Here is a 21862-nt window from a genome sequence, read left to right on the forward strand (position 1 = left end):
TATAGGCTGTAACCTGTAAAATTATTAATCCACTTCGGGTAGCCATCCTGATAAGCTGCTCCGTTGCTCGCGCGTGCATTTTTACCAGATGGCCTACGCCGCGCTGACGTCACGCACTTTTGCGCTATACCGCGTCGGGTGTACCTGCTCAAACAGAGATGAAAGGAAGAACAATGACAAAGCGGATGCTTATTATGCTGCTGCTCTGCGGCGTGGTGTTTGGCGGTGTGTTCGGCATGAAGTGGTTCGGCAACAGCATGATGAACGAGTTTATCGATAATATGCCGACACCTGCGGTCAGTGTGTCCAGCAGCGAAGTGGAAGCGCAGCAATGGGCATCGACTCTCAACGCGGTGGGCAGTCTGGTGGCGGTGCGCGGGGCCGATCTGACGGCGGAGATGGACGGGACGGTCACCTCGATTGATTTTGAGTCGGGACAAACGGTCAGTGAGGGCGATCAGCTTCTCAGCCTCGAGTCTGTCGCCGAGCGCAGTGAATTGGCGCGTTTAAAAGCCCAGGCCAAGCTCGCCGAGATTGAAGTAGAACGTCGGGCGGCCTTGTTCAAGCGCGGTACGATTTCCAAGTCTGAATACGATACAGCAATTGCGGAAACGGAAGTGGCCAAGGCGGCGGCTGACGCGCAGCAGGGGCGTGTGAATTTGAAAACATTGCGGGCGCCCTTTGCCGGTGAGCTGGGTATCCGCCGTGTTTCTGTTGGACAATACCTTCGCGCGGGTGATGCCATCGTGACGCTGCAGGCGCTCGATCCCATTGAACTGGACTTCTCACTGCCCGAAAAGCAGCTGGGCAAAGTTCAGCCGGGCGATACTGTGACGATTGTGGTGGATGCCTTGGGCAACCGTCAGTTCACCGGGGAAGTTATAGCGGTAGAGCCAAAAATCGACCCGGCGACCCGAAATTTTGATTTGCGTGCACGCTTGAGTAATCCGGAAAAGCTGCTTAAACCCGGTTTGTATGCCAAGGTCAGCGTCGACTTGAACGTACCACGCGATGTCTTGGTGTTACCTCGCACGGCGATTCAGTACACCTCTTACGGTGATTCTGTCTATGCCATCCGTCCTCAGGAAGAGGGCAATAAGGAAGGCGATCTGGAAGTAATCCAGCGCTTTGTCACACTGGGTGAGGCGCGTGGTGATTACATTGAAATTATTGACGGGCTGGAAGCGGGCGACGAAGTTGCCAGCAGTGGTCTGCTGAAGCTGCGCAGTGGTCAGCCGGTAATGATCGAAAACGCGTTGAAACCGCAAGCCAAGCTGGCGCCGACGCCCCCGCAGGGCTGATGTCTCTGAGACGACGCGAATACGACAAGGACTGGCCCTATGCATTTTACTGATATTTTCGTTAAGCGCCCGGTACTGGCCATCGTGGTCAGCCTGGTGATTTTCCTGCTCGGCCTTCGCGCGGCGCAGGACCTGACCGTGCGCGAGTATCCCGAAATTCAAAACGCTCAGATTACTGTGTCGGTGGTGTATCCGGGCGCGGATCCGGAGTTGGTCGAAGGTTTTATTACCACGCCATTGGAGCGGGAAATTGCCTCGGCGGACGGCATCGACTTTCTGACCTCAAACTCGGCTCAGAGCCTGGCCAATATCACGGTCAATTTGAGTATTGATAAAGACCCCAACGAAGCGCTGACCGAAATCTCCGCCAAGGTAAACAAGCTGCGCAGTCAGCTGCCCGAGGGGAGTGAGGACCCGGTTATTCAGCTGGCCGATGCCGGCGGGAATGCGGCGATGTATCTGTCGTTCTATTCCAATACGCTGAGCAAGGCGCAAATTACCGACTATGTGATCCGCGTGGTCGAGCCGGAGTTGTCCTCTCTCGGCGGTGTCGAAAGCGTCGCCTTGTTGGGTGGCCGCAATTACGCCATGCGTATCTGGTTTGATCCGGAACGGCTGGCTGCCCACGACATGACGCCGGGTGAAGCCTTTTCTGCGGTACGGAATCAGAACGTATTGTCGGCAGTGGGCGAGACCAAGGGGCAATATGTAAAAGTCGGCTTGGCGGCAGATACCGATTTGAATACGGCTGAATCCTTTAAAGATTTGGTGCTGCGCAGTGAGGGGACCCAAATTGTCCGCCTCCGGGATGTGGCCGATGTGGTGTTCGGTGACGAAAGCTATGACTCTGTTGCGCATTGGGATGCGGAGTCGGGCTTGTTTCTGGGCATCAACGTACGGCCAGATGCCAATCTGCTGGCGGTGACGGCCGAAGTCCGCGAGATGTGGCCTCGAATCGTCAAGGCGCTGCCTGAGGCTATTGAGGCCAATTTGTCTTACGACAGCACCGTGTATGTGAATGCGGCGATCAGCGATGTTCGTACCACGCTGGTAGAGGCGGTACTGATTGTTGTTGTCGTTATTTTCTTGTTCCTCGGCTCTGCCCGCAGCTCCATCATTCCTGCTGTTACCGTACCCTTATCTCTGGTTGGCGCACTGTTTTTGATGTACTCACTGGGGTTCTCCATCAACTTGCTGACCTTGCTCGCTATGGTGCTGGCGATCGGGATGGTGGTCGATGACGCCATTATCGTACTGGAGAATATCCACCGGCATATTGAAGAGGGGATGGAGCCTAATCAGGCGGCGCTTGTCGGGGCTCGCGAGCTGGTCGGTCCGGTCATCGCCATGACCATTACGCTGGTGGCGGTCTACGCGCCGATTGGCTTCCTGACGGGGATTACCGGCAAATTGTTTACAGAGTTTGCCTTTACCCTGGCCGGAGCCGTGCTGATATCGGGGGTGATCGCACTGACCTTGACGCCGATGATGTGCGCCAAGATTTTGCGTTCGACAACGGGCAGCAGCCGTCTTGAAGTGTTTCTCGATGAAAAGTTTGAGTTCTGGCGCCGAGGCTACAAAGATCGCCTGCATGTGGCACTCGATCAAGTCAACGTCATCGGCGTTTTCGGCTTAATTGTTCTCGTTTCCTGCTTCTTTCTTTTCACAACCTCTACCAGCGAGCTGGCACCGGCCGAGGACCTCGGCTTTGCGGGCGTGATCGCAGAAGGGGATGGATATTCATCGCCGGAGTATTTTACCGAGTCGTTTCTGGCCACCCAGCGGGCCATTCTCGACCATCCAGAAGTTGATCACACCTTCGCGTTTAATATCGCCGAAAATGGCCAGAGCAGCATGGGCTTTATCGGCTTGATTGGTACTCCCTGGGACGCGCGTGACAAGACCATGGGCGATGTCGCGAACGAGCTGGGACAGAGCCTGGTGAGTATCGCACCACTGCGCCTCGCGGCGTTCCAGCCACCGCCATTACCGACCCCCGGCCAAGGTTACCCGGTTGAATTTGTCCTCAAGTCGACGGCGGAACCCGAGTTGCTCGCCGAGGTGGGGGACGAAGTGGTTAAACGCGCTGAGGCGAGCAATCGCTTCTTTTACGTGGCGTCGCAGTTGAACTTCGATCGCCCGGAGGCGACCCTGGCTATCGATCGGGATAAGGCCGGCTTACTGGGCGTGGACATGCAGTCATTGAGCTCTGATCTGACGGCGATGATGGCGGGCGCTGAGGTCAATCGCTTCTCCTACCTCGGGCGCTCTTATAAAGTGATTGCTCAGGTGAGTCGCGACGAGCGTTTGAACCCCGAGCAACTGGAAAACTTCTATACCCGCGGTGGGCAAGGTGAGCTGCTGCCGATCTCCACGCTGACGACGCTGAAAAAGGAGACCAAGCCCCGGTCAATCCCGCATGCCCAGCAGCTGAACTCCAATACAATTATCGCTGTTCCCCGTCCGGATGTGAGTCAGGGCGACGCGCTGGCGGTATTGGAAAATATTGCTCGGGAAGTCATGCCCAGTAATTTCCAGCTCGACTATGCCGGGAGTTCGCGACAGTTCAAGCAGGAGGGGAATGCCCTGCTGGTTACTTTCGCCTTTGCGCTGCTGATTATCTATCTGGTGCTGGCGGCGCAGTTCGAATCTTTCCGCGATCCGCTGATTATTCTGGTCACCGTACCGATGTCGGTGTGTGGGGCACTGCTCTGCCTGAATATCTTTGCCTTGACCAATGGGATGCAGCTGACGGCCTTCCCCGGTATGACCCTGAATATTTATACACAGGTCGGCTTGGTTACCCTGATTGGTGTGATCTCGAAACACGGTATTCTGATCGTCGACTTCGCCAACCGTCTTCAGCTGGAGAACGGAATGAGCAAGCGGGAGGCGATTGAGGAGGCGGCATCTATCCGCCTGAGGCCGATTCTGATGACCACCGCGGCATTGGTTGTCGCCATGTTTCCGCTGCTGGTCGCGACCGGCCCCGGCGCTTCGTCGCGCTTCTCGCTGGGGATGATTATCGCCTCGGGGATGAGCATCGGTACGCTGTTTACACTGTTTGTGGTGCCGGCCATGTACCAATACATCGGGCGGGACTACGGCAACGCGGACAAGAAAGCGGCGGCTGTCACTGGTGGCGAGACCTGAGGGCGCGTATGATCGCGCCTTTAGCCTTTACAGAGGGTCAATGGTGATCAAACACAATACGTATTTCGACGGCAATGTGCAGTCGCTGGGATTTGAGTCTAAGGGTCAGCCGGTATCAGTCGGGGTGATGGCTGCCGGTGAATACCAGTTCGGCACCGATGCTGCCGAACGCATGCTGGTCATCAGTGGCGAGCTGAATGTCCTGTTGCCCGGTAGTGATAACTGGCAGCGATTTGGTCCGGGTGAAGAATTTAACGTGCCTGCCAATAGTGCCTTTGACCTTCAGATTCCCGAAACCAGCAGCTACGCCTGCTTCTACGGCTGATCAGTTTGTCCTCTGGCTTGTCTTGCCAGAGGACGCTTCTCATGTTGAAAACAGCGATTGATAGTGCGCCTGCACACTTTGCAGGTCGAGCTTGGACAGACCGCTGGAAAACCCAAACCACACATACAAGCCATTCAGGTCGCGAAACATGGGCGGCAGATAGCGCGGTGGCTCGATAATACCTTCCTGCATATAGCGATACAGTACCGGTACGTCATCCAGGCTCACCTTGCCCACAAACAGCAGGGGCAACAGCTGCGGGGCGTCGGCCAGAATGGCGCTGCGGATGAAGTTCACCGTTTCCACCAGTCCTTTCACATAGGACAGATCCTTGGTGAAGCAACTGCCGCCCGCCACCATGCCACCTCGGAACACCCGCTGAGCGATTTTGTAGCACTCGCGTTCATTCAGCCCCTGTGCCAGAAAATGACGGTAGACCTCGATAAAATCAGCGCCTCGCTCGGCCATATCGATGGCGACCACCCGGTCGCTGATCTTGCGTGCCCGGCCGGGGAAAGAGCTGAAGGTCAGTGTTTCGATCAACACTGCCAGTCCTTCCTGGAGTGCGGTAATACGTGGTGATCCGACACTCAGCCAGCTCGCCCAGGGTTGTGATCGACCGTTGAGAGTCGTGCCCACATGCACCCAGCCTTCGTGCACTTCCAGTACTTGCAGTTCCAGCTCGGAAAAATTGGCGTGGGTGTTCACCTTGATGCAGTCGCCCCCGGCAGAGGCGTCTGACACGATGCCATCAGACTCTTTGACGCTGAAGTTGCTGCCATCGAAAAAGGGCAGCAGTCGCTGCTGAAGCTGGCGGACGGCTTCATCGGCGGGAATGTTCTTGGGGTAGGGGGCGGAGAGGTGGTGAGCGGCGGGCAGCGAAAAGATATCGCAGAAGCGCTGTCCCATCTCAATCAGAGGCGTCGTATCGCCATTCAGGGCGTCGCTTGCTGAGCCGTAGAGCTGTCGGCTGGCGGTGAGGAATGCTGGCGTGCCGCGGGCGGCGAGCAGCTCGGTAACACGCTGATACTGCTCGGCTGTTTCCCAAAGAATATGGCCCAGTGGATCCGCTTCGCCAAGACGGTTATGCAGTCGCTGCTGAAAGTCTGACAGCTGGCGCTGCAACACTGCCGGTTCGAAATTCAGCGGGTTATTCTGCTGATAGAACGCACTGTCTATATCCGGCAGGCGCTGGGCATTGTTGGCAAAGAACGTCTGCTCGACCGACTGAGGCCACTTGATAGCATCAAGAATCAGTATCGGCTTTTGAATGGCAATCAATTCGTCTGATAGTTGGCGCAGTGTTTCGCGGTAGGTCTCGGTAACAGCCATAAAAGATCCTGTCTGTGGGGGCGACACGCCCATCCTCATCCGTGGCGTCGGTCGATGGCAAGCAGGCAGCGCAAGCGCCGCTTGCCGTAACTGGCCATGGTGCTGAACTGGTCCAGCGAAATCGGTACATGGCGGTAATCCGCCTCAGATTGCCAATCGCTGGCACTGTCGTCCAGCGATTGGCCGTTCTCGGTGTTGCTGTCGGGGTCGTTAATAAAAACAGTGTTGGCGCTGTTGCGACTGAGGTAAACCCAGTGTGGCTGCCGACGTCGGTCCAGTGCCCAGGTGCTGATCAGCGCTACCACGTGTTCATGACGACTCAATAGCTCAGCGAGCTGCCTGCGATCCAGTATGGCCTGCTGAATAGTGGCCGGGTACGTCGCCAACTGCTCAAGAAAGTCGCTGTGCACCCGCTCCAGCAGCTCTCGCCGGTCTTCCCCGCGCACACTGTCAAGAAAAGGCGGAGTCAGGTCGTTGATATACAGCGTGGTGTCAAAGCCTCTGCGCAGCGCTGCCAGCGCCAGCCCGTGAGGCGAGCAGCCGCCATGGCCGCGCCCCATAAAAATGGTGGTGGCTTCACGCCACAACTGTAATTCCTGACGTTGATTCAGGGCTTGAGTGGGGTCAAGTTGATGCATGGCCATCATCAGCGAGGCGGGGCCACAGGTAAATTCGGTGGTTTGGCGGTAGTAGGCCGGTGCCTGCTGCATGCCTTCTTTTGCGTGGCCGCGAAGCCGTTTTTCCATACGCAGGGCAGCCGCAGCATCCTCGTAATAGTCGGTCACCCGGTCAAAACGGCGATAGCCGCGCTGTTCGTATAGCGCGATGGCGGCACGGTTATCCTCACGCACCTCAAGCCGCAGAAACATACAGTTGCGCTGCCGGGCATGGTCTTCCGCGGCGTCCAGCAATTGCCCGGCAATGCCTCTGCCTCGGCAATCGGGGTGGACGGCCAATGAGTATAGGCGGGCGAGCAGTGTTCCGCGGCGAAACAGCAGCAAGGCATAGCCCCGCAATACCGCGTTTTCTTCCCAGACAAGCAGGTGATGAGCGCCGTCGTGGATAAAGGCCCGTAAGCTGCGGCGGGATAGTCGATCGCCCTCAAAGCATGCGGTTTCCAGCGCCAGCAAGGCGTTGAGGTCGCTCAAAGCCGCTTCGCGAATAGCGGGATTCACACCGCTTGGCTCGGGGTAATGGACGCATTCATACTGGCAACCTGGTAGAGCGGCGGCGCCGCAAATATGGGCGGATCATACTGCGCAATATTTACTGACGACAATCCGCAGTGATCACTTGTTTAGGGTAATAGTTGGCCGCAGAATGCGCGCCATTGAGCGGCCTGTTGCCCGCTCGCTCAGGGATGCCCGTTGGGCCAGGAGAGTTGCCGCATGTCCCGTTTTTTTGTGGTGGTTGATGATGTTCGCGACTGGGCGCCGTATTACCCCAGCAAGGATGTGATCAGCTTTGATGACTATCTGGCCTTGCCCGCTCAACGCGAGCGAGTGAGGGTGATTAACCTCTGTCGCTCTTACCGCTATTTGGGCAGCGGTTACTACTGCTCACTCCTGGCAGAGGCACGCGGACACAATGTGTTGCCGTCGGTGAAAACCCTCAGCGACCTCGGCCGCAAATCCCTGTCAGCGATTCAGTGGGAGGGGGTCGATCCGGTGCTGAGGGAGCTGCCCGCCGGTGAAGAGGGACAGCAGCACAAGCTGCGCTGTTGGTTTGGCGACACCTTGGATGATGCCTACCGCGATGTCGGTCGCTCGGTGTTCACGCATTTTCCCTGCCCGCTGCTTGAAATCACTCTGGAGTTTCGGCGTCGCTGGCGGCTGGAGAAGGTGCAGGCGGTCTCGCTGCGCGCCTTGAAATCCGCTGACGAGCAGGAGGCCTTTGCGACTACCTTTGAGCGCTTCAGTCGCAAAATGTGGCGCAAGCCGCCAGCGCGAAAAACCTTCCGCTACGACCTGGCGATTCTGGCTGATCCGGAAGAGGGGATGCCGCCCAGCGACAAGACGGCGCTGCGCAAGTTTATTCGAGCGGCAGAGCGACACGGCATTTCGGCTGAGCTGATTGGCAAGCGGGATTATCCCCGACTGGCTGAATATGACGCACTGTTTATTCGCGAGACCACATCGGTCAATCACCATACTTACCGCTTTGCCAAGCGTGCGGAAGCGGAGGGACTGGTGGTCATCGACGACTCCCAGTCCATTCTGCGTTGCACCAATAAAATCTACTTGGCTGACCTGTTGCGCAGCCATCGTCTGCCGGTGCCCGCGACGGAGTTCTTGCGGCGTGATCGTGACGGCGAGCTGGAGCGTCTGGTGACAACCTTGGGCTTGCCCATGGTATTGAAAGTGCCGGATGGGGCGTTTTCCAAGGGGGTGGTTAAGGTCGATACGATGGACGAATTGCGAGAGGAGAGCGCTCGTCTGCTGGACAAGTCGGCGCTGTTACTGGCGCAAGAGTTCATGTACACCGACTACGACTGGCGTATTGGTGTGCTCGATGGCAAGCCACTGTATGCCTGTCGTTACTATATGGTGCGCAAGCATTGGCAAATTTACCGCCACGGCAAGCGCAGCCAGTCAGGCGGCTTTGATGCGGTGCCCCTGGACGAGGTGCCGAAGGCCGTGCTGGATACGGCGGTGAGCGCCTGTGCACTGATCGGAAAAAGTTTTTACGGGGTTGATCTCAAGCAGAAGGGTGACCGGGTTGTGGTGATCGAAGTCAACGACAACCCCAGTGTGGATTCAGGCGTTGAGGACAAGCTGCTGGGGGATGCTTTGTACGATGCGTTGATGAAGGTGTTTTTGCAACGCATGGAAATGCGCGGTCGCAGAACATAAAAAAAACGGGCCGTCTGGCCCGTTTTCCGTATTGCTTAGCGGCGGTTTTAGTAGCCGCAGAGGCTGGCGTAGCGGTCGCGGTGGAAACCGCTGTTACCCAGCAGATGACTGGCCATGCGCGAGCGTTTCAGAAAGAAACCGATTTCCAGTTCATCCGTCACGCCAATGCCGCCGTGCATCTGTACCGCCTCGCTGGTGACCAGCTCAAACACGTCGTTCAGACGAGCCTTGGCCAGACTGGCGAGCTGGGGCATGTCCGGGCGCTTGTCGTCGATGGCTGACAGGGCGTCAAGCACCACCGATTTAGCCAGCTCCAGCTCGATGTACATCAGTGATGCACGGTGTTGCAGGGCCTGGAAGGAGCCGATTTTGACGCCAAACTGCGAGCGCTCTTTCAGGTATTCCACGGTGCGTTGGAAGCACTCTTGAGCGCCACCCAGCATTTCAGCGGCCAGGCAGATACGGCCGCGGTCCAGTGCCGGTTCCAGCACAGGCCAGGCTTTGCCCAGTTCACCGATAAGCGCGTCGCTGCTGACCTCCACATCGAAATCGATGGCGGCGGCACCGCGACTGTCGGCCATGCGGCGGCGGTGTCGTGAAACCCCCTGGGCGTTCCCGTCCACCAGAAACAGGCTCAGACCTTCCGCTTCGCCGGCCTTGCCGCTGCTGCGGGCCAGCACGATCAATTTGTCGGCGCTGTAGCCGTCGGTGACAAGGCTCTTGCTGCCGCTGAGGCGATAGCCTGAGGCGGTCGCTTCGGCGCGCAGAACGGTGTCGAGCGGCGCATGGTGATTGCCTTCTTCCATGGCCAGCGCCAGTGTCAGCTCGCCGCTGGCGATTTTCGGCAACAGCGCCGCCTTCTGCTCGTCGCTGGCGCCGAGCATCAGGATGGATGCGCCCAGTACCACGGTGCTCATCAGGGGCGAGGCCGCCAGTACACGGCCGCTCTCTTCAATGACGGCGCCAAGGCCCATAAAGCCGAAATCGAGGCCGTCGTATTCTTCGGGCAGGACGATGCTTGCCCAACCGAGTTCACACATCTGCTGCCAGTGTTCGCGGCTGTAGCCCATTTCATCGTCGCTGTCGCGCAGCTTGCGCAGGGCTTCGACGGGCATGTTCGCGCTCAGAAAATCCTTGGCGGTATCCTTGAGCAGGCGTTGTTCTTCATTCAGTACCAGTGCCATTTCCGGTCTCCCTTTCTTACTGCTGAGGCAGGCCAAGGACACGCTTGGCAATGATGTTCAATTGGACTTCCGAGGTGCCGCCGGCAATCGACAGGGCTTTGGAGAACAGCCAGCCGCGGGTGGTGAGATCTTCGTCTTCGTTGAAGCCATCACCGCCCCAGCCGAGGGCTTTATGCCCCAGCAGGGCAACCAGCAGCTCGTCTTTGCGCTTGGTTTCTTCGGTACCGACGTACTTCATGATCAGCGGCACATTGCTGTCGGCCTGACCACTCATGCGCTCTTCAAACGTACGGAAGTGGGTGAGCCCCACGGCGCGGAAGGCCATCTCGTGACGGACCAGTTGGTCGCGCAATCCGGCGTCTTTGAGCTTGCCGTCGTCACCCAGACCGACGTACTCCAGTGCGGCTTGTACCGGCCCGAAGCTGGGAGCAGGGGTGTCGCCGCCCACTTCTGACATCAGTTTGCGTTCGTGCTTGAGCAGGGCCTTGGCCACTGACCAGCCCTGGTTCAGCTCGCTGACGAGGTTCTTCTTCGGCACTTTCACATTGTCGAAGAAGGTCTGACAAAACTCTGACTCGCCACTGATCAGCTCGATGGGCGTGGTGGTTACACCGGGATCGTCCATGTCGATCAGCAGGAAACTGATTCCTTCCTGCTTTTTCGCGTCGGGGTCAGTGCGCACCAGACAGAAGATCCAGTCGGATTTATCGGCGTTAGTCGTCCAGATTTTGGAGCCATTGACCAGGAAGTGGTCGCCCTTGTCCTCGGCCCGGGTTTGCAGGCTGGCAAGGTCGGAGCCCGCACCGGGTTCCGAGTAACCCTGACACCAGCGCGCGTCGCCGCGAACAATTTTGGGGATATGCTCGCGCTTCTGTTCTTCGTTGCCAAACTCCAACAGCGCGGGGCCAAGCATCCAGATACCCAGGTCGTAGAGCGGCGTGCGGCAGCCCAGCGCTTTCATTTCTTCGCGCAGGATTTTGGTTTGACGCTCGTCAAGACCGCCACCACCGTATTCGGTCGGCCAGTCAGGCACCGTCCAGCCCTTGTCGGCCATGCGCTCGAGCCACAGTCTGGCATCGTCGCTGGGGAAGGATTTATTGCGTCCGGCCCAAACCTGCTCGTCGCGGGTAATCGGCTTACGCTGTGATTCGGGGCAGTTGTCCTCCAGCCATTGGCGGACTTCGAGGCGGAATTGGTCCAGATCGGCCACGTCGCTCTCCTGTAGTTTCTAGTGTGGTGGGGCGCTGGGCGCCGCTATAACAGGTGTTTTTTTCTGCGGGCCAGCTTATCTCAGCCGTGTCGCAAGGCAAGGGCCAAACACGTCACCGGGACTAACATATTCGGTCACTTTCCCCCCGGCACCCTGCGCCTCCTACAAACGGGTGTTTCCCCGCGCAGCGAGCACTGCTATTTCTGTCAACCTTGTACACGACAACAATAAAACAGGAACACCATGAAACGATTCGAAAATAAAAATGTATTGGTCACCGGCGCTGGCTCGGGGATTGGGCGTGCAGCGGCGCAGCGGATTGCAGCAGAAGGCGGTCGGGTGCTGTGTGCCGACATCAATGCCAAGGGGATTGACGCAGTGGTTGCCGAGATTGCCGAGGCCGGTGGTAGTGCCGAAGCTATGGTGTTTGATCTCTCCCGCGAGGGGGACGCAGAGCGCAGTGTGGCCAAGGTGCGGGAGTGGGGGCAGTTGGATGCTGTGGTCAATATGGCCGGCATCTTGCGCTTTGCCAATGCCCACGAAACTCCGCTGGATGTGTGGCAGCAGATCATCAACGTCAATCTCACGGGCACGTTCATGCTGTGCAAGGCCGCGCTGCCTTCGCTGATTGAAAGTAAAGGGGCACTGATTAATGCGGCGTCGACCGCGTCGCTCAAAGGTCTGCCCTGGGGTGTGGCCTACGGTGCTAGCAAAGGCGGTGTGCTGGCGCTGACTCGCAGTATTGCCGTGGAATATGCCAAGCGCGGGGTGCGGGCAAACTGTGTGTGTCCCGGAGATATTCAAACGGGCATGGTGGATGGCCTGGCCTTTCCCGACGATGCCGATTTCAGCCTGCTGAGCCGTATCACCTCGCTGTCTGGTGCCAAGGGCCCCGACGTCGTGGCCGGGGTCATCGCCATGCTGGCGTCGGATGACGGTACGCATATCAATGGCGAAGAAATTCGTGTCGACGGCGGGATGCTCGCCTAGACGGTGCTTGTGCCACGCTGCCCTGCTGAGTACGCTTGCCTGTAACGAAAAGTACAGGGGAGAGGGCGCCGATGGGCCAATATCTGCTAGCCATCGATCAGGGAACCACCAGTTCCCGCGCGATTGTTTTCGATCGACACGGACGTCACTGCGGTGTCGGACAGCAGGAGTTTACGCAGCACTATCCGAAGGACGGTTGGGTAGAGCACGACCCCGAGGAAATCTGGCAGACGACGCTGGAAAGCTGCCGGGCGGCGATTGCCGATGCGGGGCTGCAAGCGTCAGAGATTGCCGGCATCGGTATTACCAATCAGCGTGAGACCACGCTGGTTTGGGATCGTAGCAGTGGCGAGGCGATCTATCCCGCGATTGTCTGGCAGGACCGCCGCACGGCGGACTGGATAGCTCGATTGAAGTCTCAGGGTCTGGAGAAAATGGCCAGCCGTCGCAGTGGCCTGCTGCTGGATCCGTATTTCTCCGCCAGCAAACTGGCCTGGATTCTCGATAATGTGCCGGGTGCACGCCGCCGGGCGGAAGCCGGGGAGCTGGCATTCGGCACGGTCGACAGCTTTTTGTTGTGGCGCCTGACCGGCGGCAAAGTACATGCCACCGACGCGAGCAATGCCGCGCGTACCTTGCTGTTTAATATCCACGAACAGCGCTGGGACGAAGAGTTGCTCGAAATGTTCGATATTCCCGCCAGTCTGCTTCCAGACGTGAAGGATTGCGCTGACGATTTCGGTCACAGCGACGAGGCGCTGCTGGGCGCACGTCTGCCGATCTGTTCGATGATTGGCGACCAGCAAGCGGCGACGGTCGGGCAGGCCTGCTTTGAACCGGGTATGGTCAAGAGCACCTATGGCACCGGCTGTTTTGTGGTGCTGAACACCGGCAAGCGTGCACTGAAATCCAAGCACCGGCTGCTGACAACCGTGGCTTACCGGCTTAATGGTGAAGTTTGCTATGCGCTGGAAGGCAGTATTTTTGTGGCGGGCGCGGCCGTGCAGTGGTTGCGCGATGGTTTGAAACTGATTGGTTCGGCCGCCGAAACCCAGGCGATGGCAGAGAGCGTGGACAGTGCCAATGGCGTGTTTATGGTGCCTGCCTTTACCGGGTTGGGGGCGCCATACTGGGACCCGGAAGCGCGCGGCGCGATTCTGGGGCTGACCCGCGACACCGGGATTGCCCACATTGCGCGAGCGACGCTGGAGTCGGTGTGCTACCAAACCCGAGATCTGCTGGAAGCGATGGCCGGCGACGGCGCAAATATTCAGAACCTGCGCGTCGACGGAGGCATGTCGGTGAATGACTGGTTGATGCAGCGTCTGTCCGATACCTTAGGCTGCCACTGCCAGCGCCCCCAGGTTACCGAGACGACCGCGCTGGGAGCGGCGTATCTGGCAGGCTTACAGTTGGGGTTGTTTGACTCCTTGGACGATATCGCGGCGCTGTGGCAGGAGGAGCGCAGCTTCTCGCCCAAGATGGGGGATATCGACCGCGAGCGACGCTATCACGGTTGGAAGCGGGCGGTAGCGCGGGTGCGCAGCGACGCCTGATACGCCGCGCGCTAATCGGGCAGGGTGGTATGGAGATTCAAGGCGTTTATCGGCACCGGGCGGCTGATGTAATAGCCTTGAATGTAATCGACATCCAGTGCCCGCAGCACTTCCAGAGCCTGACGGCTGTCGACGCCCTCCGCGATCACACGTTTTCCAAGACCGTGGCTCATCTCGACGATCGAGCGAACGAGCACCCGGTCGTTCTCCCGCTCGTGGACGAACTGCACAAACGCCTTGTCGATTTTGATGTAGTCCACGGGCAGTTCCCGAACATACTCAAACGAGGTGAAGCCGATACCGAAGTCGTCCAGTGCAATACTGGCGCCGAGTGCCTGCAACTGTTTGAGCAGGCGGCGGGCATTGTCGATGTCTTGCAGGGCGTCGGTTTCCACCAGCTCGAATATCAAGGCTCTGGGGTCAGCGCCTGTGCGATTTACAATCTCGGCGATGCGTTGGGCGAAATCAGGCTGATCGAGAGTGGGGGCCGTAATATTGATACTCAGCCGGGTATTGACGCCCGCCCGTTGCCATACCACCTGTTGGCGCATGGCTTTTTCGATAACCAGATAATCCAGTCGCGGCATTAAGCCCGATTCATTGGCGATATCCAGAAAGCTCGCCGGTGGAATAAAGTTGCCATCGTTGTCGAGCATCCTGATCAGGCACTCGCAGTGGGTCATTTTGCCACTGCTGAGGTCTACAATCGGTTGGAAAAACAAAACAATACGGTTATTACTGAAAGCGCGAAGCAACTGCTGTTTAAGAAGATATTTTTCTTCACGACGTTTTTTGCCATCGTCGTCTTCAGCGAGATAAACATGGCCTTTGGCCTTGGCTTTCATAAGGTTCATTACCGACGTACTGTCGGAAAGCAAGTCGTCAATGCTGCCGCTCTCACGCCGGTAGCGTTCGACAATGACAGTGATTGAGACGGTTTCCCGCTGTCCGTTGATGTCGATGCTCAGAGCTGTAAGCCCCTCCAACTGCTTGGCATCGAGTTTCGCACCCGATGACGAGGCGCGCAGGGCGCAAAATTCGCCTGAGCCTGTTCTTGCCAGCAAGCTGCTGCTGCCGAAATGTTGAGCCATGTGCTGAGCATAGCCGCGCAGGAGTTTGTCGCCATTTTCAAAGCCGAAGCGATCATTAAACTCAGAGAAATTATCGATATCTGCCATGATCAAATCGATGTCATGGACGTTGTCGAGGCTTTGGATATGCAGGTCTGCCTGTTCGGTAAAGGTAGAACGGTTCAGCAGGCCGGTGACGCGATCATGCTCGCCGAGCCACCGCAAGCTCTCTTCGGCTCTCCGTGTTTCGGTAATGTCGACCCCGAGCGACAGCAGCAGACTTTCGTCATCAATATCGATGCGGCTGTGCGTCCACAGAAAATGACGCAGTTCGCCGCTGTAGCTGAGGAACGGGAATTCGTTCTGCAGCTTGGTGGTATTTTGCTGGATAAGGTCTTCAAGCGTTTGGCTGAGGGTGATACCCCGTTCCGGGTCGCGTATCCATAAGTTGATATTTGCGCCAGCCGGTATCGCATTGTCCAGACCGCACAGTGCTCGCCCCTGACCATTGAGGGTGCGAATTCTGCCATCGGCTTCGTGCAAAATGACGACGATGGGCGCATTGTCCAGCAGCAGTTCGTTAAAGCGTTTGGCCTCGGTTAGCGCATGGACCTTATCTTGCAGTTCTTCGCGGTGACTTTGCACATCCAGACTGAGCTTCTCCAATGCATCGTTAACCGCGGCAGTGGTATTGATCAAATCGTCGATTTCATCGCGGAAGCCCGCTCGTCGTCTAACCCGTTGCAGGCTGCGCCTGGCCAGAGCGAACTGCTCATTGGGAAGCTGCGGCAGTATTCGCGTTACGGCGGCGAGGCGGTCGAGAGGAGGCTTGAGAACGAAGTACACGACCAGTGAAACGAGCACCAGAGTGATCAACGATGTGATGACCGCTTGGCGGAGGTATTCGGTAACTTCGCCGGGAATATGACTTTCGTCGACCAGAACACCAAATAGTAAGCTCGGTGACAGCGTATCCACATTGTCGACGGCCAGGCTGAAGTAGCCAATGGCAGTTTTGCCGATGAAGGTTTCGCCGGGTGTCAGCAAGGTTGGCTTGGTGTTCAGCGCGGATTTGAGTATGCGGACGCTTGCCTCCGGGTGGCTGGCCATCAGCACGTGGCTGCCTAAGTCACTTTCTCTGGACGGATGAAGGAGTAAAAGCTCTGCGTTTGTCAGATTGAAAAAATCCTGCAGCAGCAGGGTCGAGGAGCGATTGAGATTGATAATTAACTCTTCGCCCTCGTCGGTGATGACCGGCACATAGGCGCTGTTGAAGCACTGGTCGTTACATATTAATGAGGCTTTTGGACGTTGCTCTGTTGAAATATCCCTAAGCGCGTTATCGATCTGTTCCGCGGTTGGCCGCAGTTGGCGACCTTCCTGCTGAATGCTGGCAATAATTGTTCGGTTGGGTGAGATGAACAACACTGAGTCAATGCCGGACGTTAACGAGGGCGAGGAGAATGTGCCACGTTGCAGCTCGGCTAAGGACGTCACCTGATATTGGGAAGAGGCTCGAAACAGCTCTTGGCTGCTGCGTTCGGTCAGGGCATAGAAGGTCTTTTGAAGCATCGCCAGATGTTCTTCAGAATGCTCGCGCATGTGGGTCATTGTTTGCTGATAACTCACATAGCTGCGTGCGAACACGATGATGCCGATAAACAGGAAGATCAGCGTGCACAGTTTCTGGAACAGTCCAAGCGCGCGCTTGTGCTCAGTCAGTGCGGCTTCAAGCTGAGGGTTGCTGTTGGGCATTAGAAGCGGTATCCGACCATGATCGCCAGCAGTTCTGTCCGCTCGCGACGGCCATCGGGGTTGTCGCCTGCCGGGATGCCGCTATTTCCGCGAATGCCGTGCAGGTCGACCGCCAGCGTCCAGTTGTGGTCGATCGACCATTTCGCCCCCATGACGAGTCGCTGGGTATCGTCGCTGTCGAAACCCTGGTGGGGGATGCTGTATTCGTAACGTCCCAACAGCGTCATGTTTGGGGACAGTCTGTACTGGGTCTGCAAATAGCTGCCCTCAATATCGATCTTCAGGTTGTTGAACGCGCCGCCATAGAAGCGAAGTTCGGTCGTAGAATACTCTGCGGTGAACGACCAGTCTTGAGTATTGTACTGGGCTGAGGCCACATAGCCGCGGGCATCGAGATGGATATCCCGGCTTCCGGGGAGCATAGTGACCAAATCGACGCCGACATCGTAGCTCGACAGCGCGAAGCGCAGCCGACTGCCATCGATATTGTGAGCCAGCTGAACATAGACCGGGCGATCGGCGCGGCCTTTCAGGATGACGGATGTATTGTCGCCGAACAGGTTACTGACCAGGGTTTCAGAGAGGCTGTTGTTGCGCCCCATCGTCAGGGAAAAGGTGGTGCTGGTGCGCTCGTCGTCCCAATAGCTGTATATCTGCGCCCCTTCGGAGGCAAACAGCAGTTCACGCATTCCGATACCTTCAAAGTAAACAGCCTGGGGGATGAGGATGCTTGGTCTTGCGACCAGAACATCCCGTATCTCATTGTAAAAACCCAAGGCATTGCGGACGCGGCCAACGCGCACTCCCAGTCCTGAATCCTGAGTCTGGACGGCGTGATAATCCACAAACAAATAGTCCACGATAACTTTGCCATTATCGGTACTGCCGGCATCACGGGTAAACAACTGCCCGGCGATATTCCAGTTTTTGCCGGTGCTCCAGTTGGCATTGAGTCCCGCTTCCATGAAGTCGAAGGTGCCGCGCTGACTTTCCCCATAAAAATTATTGCCGTCGCTCAGCAGATAGCCTTGGGACGCAAAGCCATGAATCTGCAGAGCACTTTTGTCCTGGGCATGGGCGCAGTTGCTTGCGGCATATTGCAAAACCCCCAAACACAGCAGTAAATGTCGATTCATGGTGTGTCCTCTGATTTGCCTTGCGCCGTTTGTCGGGAACTGGGGTGGTCAGGGTTGTAGGCATAGCCGATTGCGCCCGGCGTAGCGGCAACGGTTCGCCGCAGTTGCTCAACGTTTTCCAAGATCGTCGGGGGGGTGCCGGTACCACTGAAAATAATACGATCCCATTGCTCGCGCAGCACATACGGATAAACCTTTAGCACTGACTTGCAGAACGCTTTGTGGAGAGGGTGGTTGTCGGGCAAGACGAAAACGCGGATGGCGGTATTGTCTTGCCAGTTGCGTTTGCGCATGGAAAAAATAGCGCGCAGCTCGGTCGTTGTGAGTTGTTTGGGATCGATGTGTTCGTTATTGATCACGAGCTGAACATCGTCAGCGAAGACAGGGTACGGTGCGACAAGCCCGAGGGATAGCAACATGCACACGAGTGCAGGGGCGGCGCGTCTTGTCAGCATATGTGCGTCATCCTTATGCGCTCCGTAATCCATGCCCACCATAGCCTTCACTGAAGCCCAATGTTCGGCCGATTGCAACCGCAGTCAAAGCGGGAGGGCAGCCGCATTGCTCCTCACTATAGACGGCATAGCCCTTGTCTGCATGCTAGTTCAGCGATTGCCGGTAGTGTGTCAGGAAGCGCTGGATGCGTCGGGCATTGGCGCCGAGGTCGCCTTTTCCTACGCGGGAGGCCGATCGCAGATCGATGGTGCTCGATTGCGAATCCGCCTCAATGCGAATCACGACGTCGTCAATAAAGCCAAACCAGAAGCTTTGATCCGTTGCCTCGATGTGTCCCGGGCTTGAGGCCGTAACGGTCCAGCCGAGTTCCTCGACGGTGCGAAGGGCAAGCGTCTGAGCCTCTGCCAGTGGACGTGGCACCGTCAGTGACTGCAGAGCCGGGTAGGCCAGGCGCTGTTGTTCTGCGATGGAGTCGGTGTAGGCAAGTATATTGTGGTAATCGCTGCGAAGCTGACGTGCCTGAACAAACTGCGGCGGGTCTTCGGTGTCTGTGCTGATGTCGTGAATCATCGGACTGCCGCTGCCCAGATACAGGCTGAAGGCAAAAAAGCCGATAGCGGGGGTCGACAGCACTGCAGCCCGACTCAATCGTCGGCGGTGGGCGTTGTCTGATTGGCGGCGGGTGAATACGGCGGATATACCGATAGCGATGAGCGCCAGCAAGGCCGAGAGTGCGAAGCAGAGTAGCGCAGCGGAATATTGCGCGGGTGCAAGCCGAACGAATAGCACACTGCCCGGCAGCAGGATCAGGGATAAGTACGCCAGACACTCGGCCAGATAGACGATGCGCAAAATAACGCTCCTGTTGGACACTTGTTTATCGTTAATAGTGTTGCCATAGAAACTATAACAAAGGCCAATCGTCATTACCTGCCATAGATGCGGGCGGGCTTCAGAGTATTGATCGATAACGACAGTTCCGTGATCGGCTGGGCACTTTGTCTTTCTCGTGCGCCGTGATTAACTGCAAGAAGGTTACGGGTTTGTAACTGGGCGGTGTCGGTGAATCGACTTGCCCATCATGCTCTCAAGGCATTTTCTTTAATCATAATGAGGTGTTGAAGCAATGGGCAGAGTTGCCGGAAAGGTTTGTATTGTCACGGGTGCCGCCAGCGGCATGGGGAAAGCGGATGCTATCCGCCTGGCTGCAGAAGGCGCGAGCGTCGTTTTGACCGATCTTAATGAAAAAGACGGGCAGGATGTTGCAGCCCAAATCGGTGAGAAGGCGATATTCCTCAAGCACGATGTGAGCAACGAGGCCGATTGGCAGCGCGTTGTTGATGCCGCAGTGGAAAAGTTCGGTGGTGTCGATGTGCTGGTGAACAACGCGGGCATGATGACCATGGGGAGCGTGGTTGACTGTACGCTGGAAGATTACAAGCGTGTGAATGCGGTGAACAGCGAAGGTGTCTTTCTGGGCTGTAAAGCGGTCATCCCCGTGATGGAAGCGGCCGGTAAGGGAGGTTCTATCATCAACATGTCCTCCGTTGCGGCGCTGCACGGCATGTCATTTGTTGCGGCATACAGTGCCAGTAAGGGGGCCGTGGCGGCATTGACCAAGTCGGTCGCTCTGTACTGTCGCGAGCGAGGTAATGGTATTCGCTGTAACTCGGTACATCCTGATGGTGTGAAGACACCGATGGTCTTCAAGGTGGCGACAGGCGCTGAATCGGCAACGCGCGAGGAGATTGAATCGCTGTCCACGGAAAAGAACCCCATGTGCGAGCCTGAAGATATCGCGGCCTTGATTGTTTACCTGGCCTCGGATGAGTCGCGTTTCGTCAATGCCGCTGAGATGCTGATCGACAATGCTGCGACGGCAACGCCGCCGGTGATCGTTTGATAGAGAGGGTTGGTGAATGCGTAAATTTCAGGTACTCATCTGGGCGCAGGACGCCAGCCCAGCTTTTTTTGCGCGCCTGCGGGAGCAGGCGCTCGCACTTTCTTCGACTGATGGGGTCAGCGCGGTTCAGTTAAACCTGGCGGATAGCGATGTTGAACCGGCTGCGGACAAGCGCATGGCAAATGGCGATTCGCCATTGTTCGACGCACTCTGCAGCTTCTGTTGGCAGGCGCAGTCTCAGCCCGATACCGTCCTCAGTATGTTGGCGTCGGTGGGCGGCCGTCTTGCCTGTTATGAGGTCGATGCCGCAGAGCCGCTGCCGAATTCGGCATGCCCCGCTGCGCCCGGCGAGCGCACCGAGGGCTTCAGTCAGGTTGCGCTGCTGCGTTGTCCGTCGTTTCTCTCTTACGAAGATTGGCTGAGTTACTGGAAAACGACGCACACGGGTGTGGCGATTGAAACCCAGTCGACGTTCCGTTACGTGCAGAATCGCGTTGTGGCCAGACCGGCTGAAGCCCTGCCTTATGATGCGATTGTCGAGGAGTGCTTTCCCACTGCGGCGATGACCAGCGCTGAAGCGTTTTATGACGCAGAAGGGCAGGCGGAATTGTTCCAGCAGCGCTTGCAGGCAATGATGGAGAGCTGTGGGAAGTTTATCGATTTCAGCGAAATCGAGGTGGTCCCCACCAGCGAGTACTGCTTCTGATGAACCGCTGAAGGAGGCTTACTCCTTCGGCAGCTGCTTGAGAATAGATTCCAGCGTATCTGCCAGGAAGCGGTTTGCCGCCTGATCCATGGCGCGCCCTAATTCAGCGTCGACCACGACCTGGGCCATCGGGCGCAAGCGCCACACCAGTTCTGCAATTTTGGGGAACTCCTCTCTGGGGGGCAGCGGCTGCTCTCCATAAGGCTCCAACACATGCTCGGCGACCAGCTTGACGAAGGAATCCGCGACCGGCTGCACCTTGCCGCGCATCATTGCCAGAATATCCAGCAGTTCTTCCAGTGGAATGCCGGTAGCACAGAGCTCCTGTGACACTTTCAGGGTGTTCATGCTGGTGACCCTGAGCTGCGCACCATTGATGGAGAACAGGTCCAGGTCGGCCGCTTTCTTGATCGCTGCGGGGGTCAGCTTTGTGCCGAACATGGCGATCATTTCCGACATCGGCAGATTGATCGGTGCCTCATTGCCCCAGGGGGAGTTGATGGCTGATTCCATGCCCAGCACTTCACTCAAACCGATACCCTGTTCCATGGCGTCCAGCAGTTCACGAATGCTCGACAGGGTGTAGCCGCGTTCCAGCAGATTGCTGACCAGCCTCAGTCGGGACAGGTGCTGGTTGTTGTAAATCCCTTTTCTTCCACGCAGTGTCGGCGGGGGCAGGACGCCGCGATCCTGATACGCCCGGATGTTTCGCACCGTGGTGTTGGCGGCCAGCGCCAACTCTTCAACACTGTACTCCCGCTGCTGCTCTTCAGATGGCGCTGGGGCTTGTTCTCCCCCGTGAGGCAGGAATTGGGCGATGCTGTTGATCGTTTCTTCAGGAAATGGCATGTGTTTTACTGCTTGTTGAGGTCGTTGGGTCCATCGAGGTAAACCGCATTGTAATCAATGCCTTGCCTAATTACAGCAACTGGC

At 57.3% G+C, this 21862-nt stretch carries 17 protein-coding genes; 8 read left to right on the top strand and 9 right to left on the bottom strand.

All coding sequences use genetic code 11. From position 1 onward, the window contains the following. The first annotated feature begins 173 nt into the window (after positions 1-173). Genes G411_RS0117290 through ppnP form a run of 3 tightly spaced genes read left to right on the top strand, consistent with a single transcriptional unit; the run spans position 174 to position 4779 of the window. Positions 174-1301 carry an efflux RND transporter periplasmic adaptor subunit gene (locus G411_RS0117290; protein ID WP_022960468.1) on the top strand — a complete coding sequence of 376 codons (1128 nt, stop codon included), beginning with the start codon at positions 174-176 and terminating at the stop codon, positions 1299-1301. A gap of 39 nt (positions 1302-1340) precedes the next feature. Further along, positions 1341-4454 carry an efflux RND transporter permease subunit gene (locus G411_RS0117295; protein WP_022960469.1) on the top strand — a complete coding sequence of 1038 codons (3114 nt, stop codon included), beginning with the start codon at positions 1341-1343 and terminating at the stop codon, positions 4452-4454. Positions 4455-4494: 40 nt separating this feature from the next. Then, positions 4495-4779: a pyrimidine/purine nucleoside phosphorylase gene (gene ppnP, locus G411_RS0117300; RefSeq protein ID WP_022960470.1), complete on the top strand. Its 285-nt coding sequence runs from the start codon at positions 4495-4497 to the stop codon at positions 4777-4779. Positions 4780-4818: 39 nt separating this feature from the next. Here ppnP and G411_RS21050 read toward each other — a convergent pair whose 3' ends face one another. Both G411_RS21050 and G411_RS0117310 read right to left on the bottom strand, forming a co-directional pair. Further along, positions 4819-6111 (bottom strand): flavohemoglobin expression-modulating QEGLA motif protein, encoded by a 1293-nt coding sequence (locus G411_RS21050; RefSeq protein WP_022960471.1) that lies wholly within the window; start codon positions 6109-6111, stop codon positions 4819-4821. 35 nt (positions 6112-6146) lie between these two features. Further along, the gene (locus G411_RS0117310) at positions 6147-7286 is read right to left on the bottom strand and encodes a GNAT family N-acetyltransferase/peptidase C39 family protein (protein WP_022960472.1); all 1140 of its coding nucleotides are present in this window, start codon (positions 7284-7286) and stop codon (positions 6147-6149) included. Between the two features lie 213 nt (positions 7287-7499). Here G411_RS0117310 and G411_RS0117315 point away from each other — a divergent pair, with 213 nt between their 5' ends. Next, entirely contained in the window at positions 7500-8963 is a 1464-nt protein-coding gene (locus tag G411_RS0117315) for a RimK family protein (protein ID WP_022960473.1), read from the top strand. Between the two features lie 47 nt (positions 8964-9010). Here the strand turns inward: G411_RS0117315 and G411_RS0117320 are convergent, their stop codons facing one another. After that, positions 9011-10147: an acyl-CoA dehydrogenase family protein gene (locus tag G411_RS0117320; RefSeq protein WP_022960474.1), complete on the bottom strand. Its 1137-nt coding sequence runs from the start codon at positions 10145-10147 to the stop codon at positions 9011-9013. Between the two features lie 16 nt (positions 10148-10163). Further along, positions 10164-11357, bottom strand: coding sequence for an acyl-CoA dehydrogenase family protein (locus G411_RS0117325; protein WP_022960475.1), 1194 nt, complete (start codon positions 11355-11357; stop codon positions 10164-10166). A 243-nt stretch (positions 11358-11600) separates the two neighbouring features. Between G411_RS0117325 and G411_RS0117330 the strand changes: the two genes are divergently transcribed. Beyond that, complete coding sequence (locus G411_RS0117330; RefSeq protein WP_022960476.1) at positions 11601-12347, top strand: SDR family NAD(P)-dependent oxidoreductase; 747 nt, start codon at positions 11601-11603, stop codon at positions 12345-12347. 71 nt (positions 12348-12418) lie between these two features. Beyond that, on the top strand, positions 12419-13903 hold the full coding sequence (glpK, locus tag G411_RS0117335) for a glycerol kinase GlpK (RefSeq protein ID WP_022960477.1): 1485 nt from the start codon (positions 12419-12421) through the stop codon (positions 13901-13903). An 11-nt stretch (positions 13904-13914) separates the two neighbouring features. Here the strand turns inward: glpK and G411_RS0117340 are convergent, their stop codons facing one another. The 4 genes from G411_RS0117340 to G411_RS0117355 all read right to left on the bottom strand — a co-directional run bounded on the left by G411_RS0117340 (position 13915) and on the right by G411_RS0117355 (position 19172). Then, positions 13915-16728 (bottom strand): putative bifunctional diguanylate cyclase/phosphodiesterase, encoded by a 2814-nt coding sequence (locus G411_RS0117340; protein WP_022960478.1) that lies wholly within the window; start codon positions 16726-16728, stop codon positions 13915-13917. Beyond that, positions 16728-17864 carry a hypothetical protein gene (locus G411_RS0117345; RefSeq protein ID WP_022960479.1) on the bottom strand — a complete coding sequence of 379 codons (1137 nt, stop codon included), beginning with the start codon at positions 17862-17864 and terminating at the stop codon, positions 16728-16730. The genes G411_RS0117340 and G411_RS0117345 overlap by 1 nt, the downstream gene beginning before the upstream one ends. Then, positions 17861-18319 carry a substrate-binding domain-containing protein gene (locus tag G411_RS21055; protein WP_169530734.1) on the bottom strand — a complete coding sequence of 153 codons (459 nt, stop codon included), beginning with the start codon at positions 18317-18319 and terminating at the stop codon, positions 17861-17863. Before G411_RS21055 ends, G411_RS0117345 begins: the two co-directional genes overlap by 4 nt. A gap of 145 nt (positions 18320-18464) precedes the next feature. Then, a complete protein-coding gene (locus G411_RS0117355) occupies positions 18465-19172 on the bottom strand; it encodes a DUF1499 domain-containing protein (RefSeq protein WP_022960481.1) in 708 nt (235 codons plus the stop codon). Between the two features lie 274 nt (positions 19173-19446). Between G411_RS0117355 and G411_RS0117360 the strand changes: the two genes are divergently transcribed. Both G411_RS0117360 and G411_RS0117365 read left to right on the top strand, forming a co-directional pair. Beyond that, entirely contained in the window at positions 19447-20223 is a 777-nt protein-coding gene (locus G411_RS0117360; protein WP_022960482.1) for an SDR family oxidoreductase, read from the top strand. A 16-nt stretch (positions 20224-20239) separates the two neighbouring features. Then, entirely contained in the window at positions 20240-20929 is a 690-nt protein-coding gene (locus G411_RS0117365; protein WP_022960483.1) for an EthD domain-containing protein, read from the top strand. A gap of 18 nt (positions 20930-20947) precedes the next feature. Here the strand turns inward: G411_RS0117365 and G411_RS0117370 are convergent, their stop codons facing one another. Then, complete coding sequence (locus G411_RS0117370) at positions 20948-21778, bottom strand: MerR family transcriptional regulator (protein WP_022960484.1); 831 nt, start codon at positions 21776-21778, stop codon at positions 20948-20950. Between the last annotated feature and the right edge of the window lie 84 nt (positions 21779-21862).

Source organism: Spongiibacter tropicus DSM 19543 (assembly GCF_000420325.1).
Classification (GTDB): Bacteria; Pseudomonadota; Gammaproteobacteria; order Pseudomonadales; family Spongiibacteraceae; genus Spongiibacter; species Spongiibacter tropicus.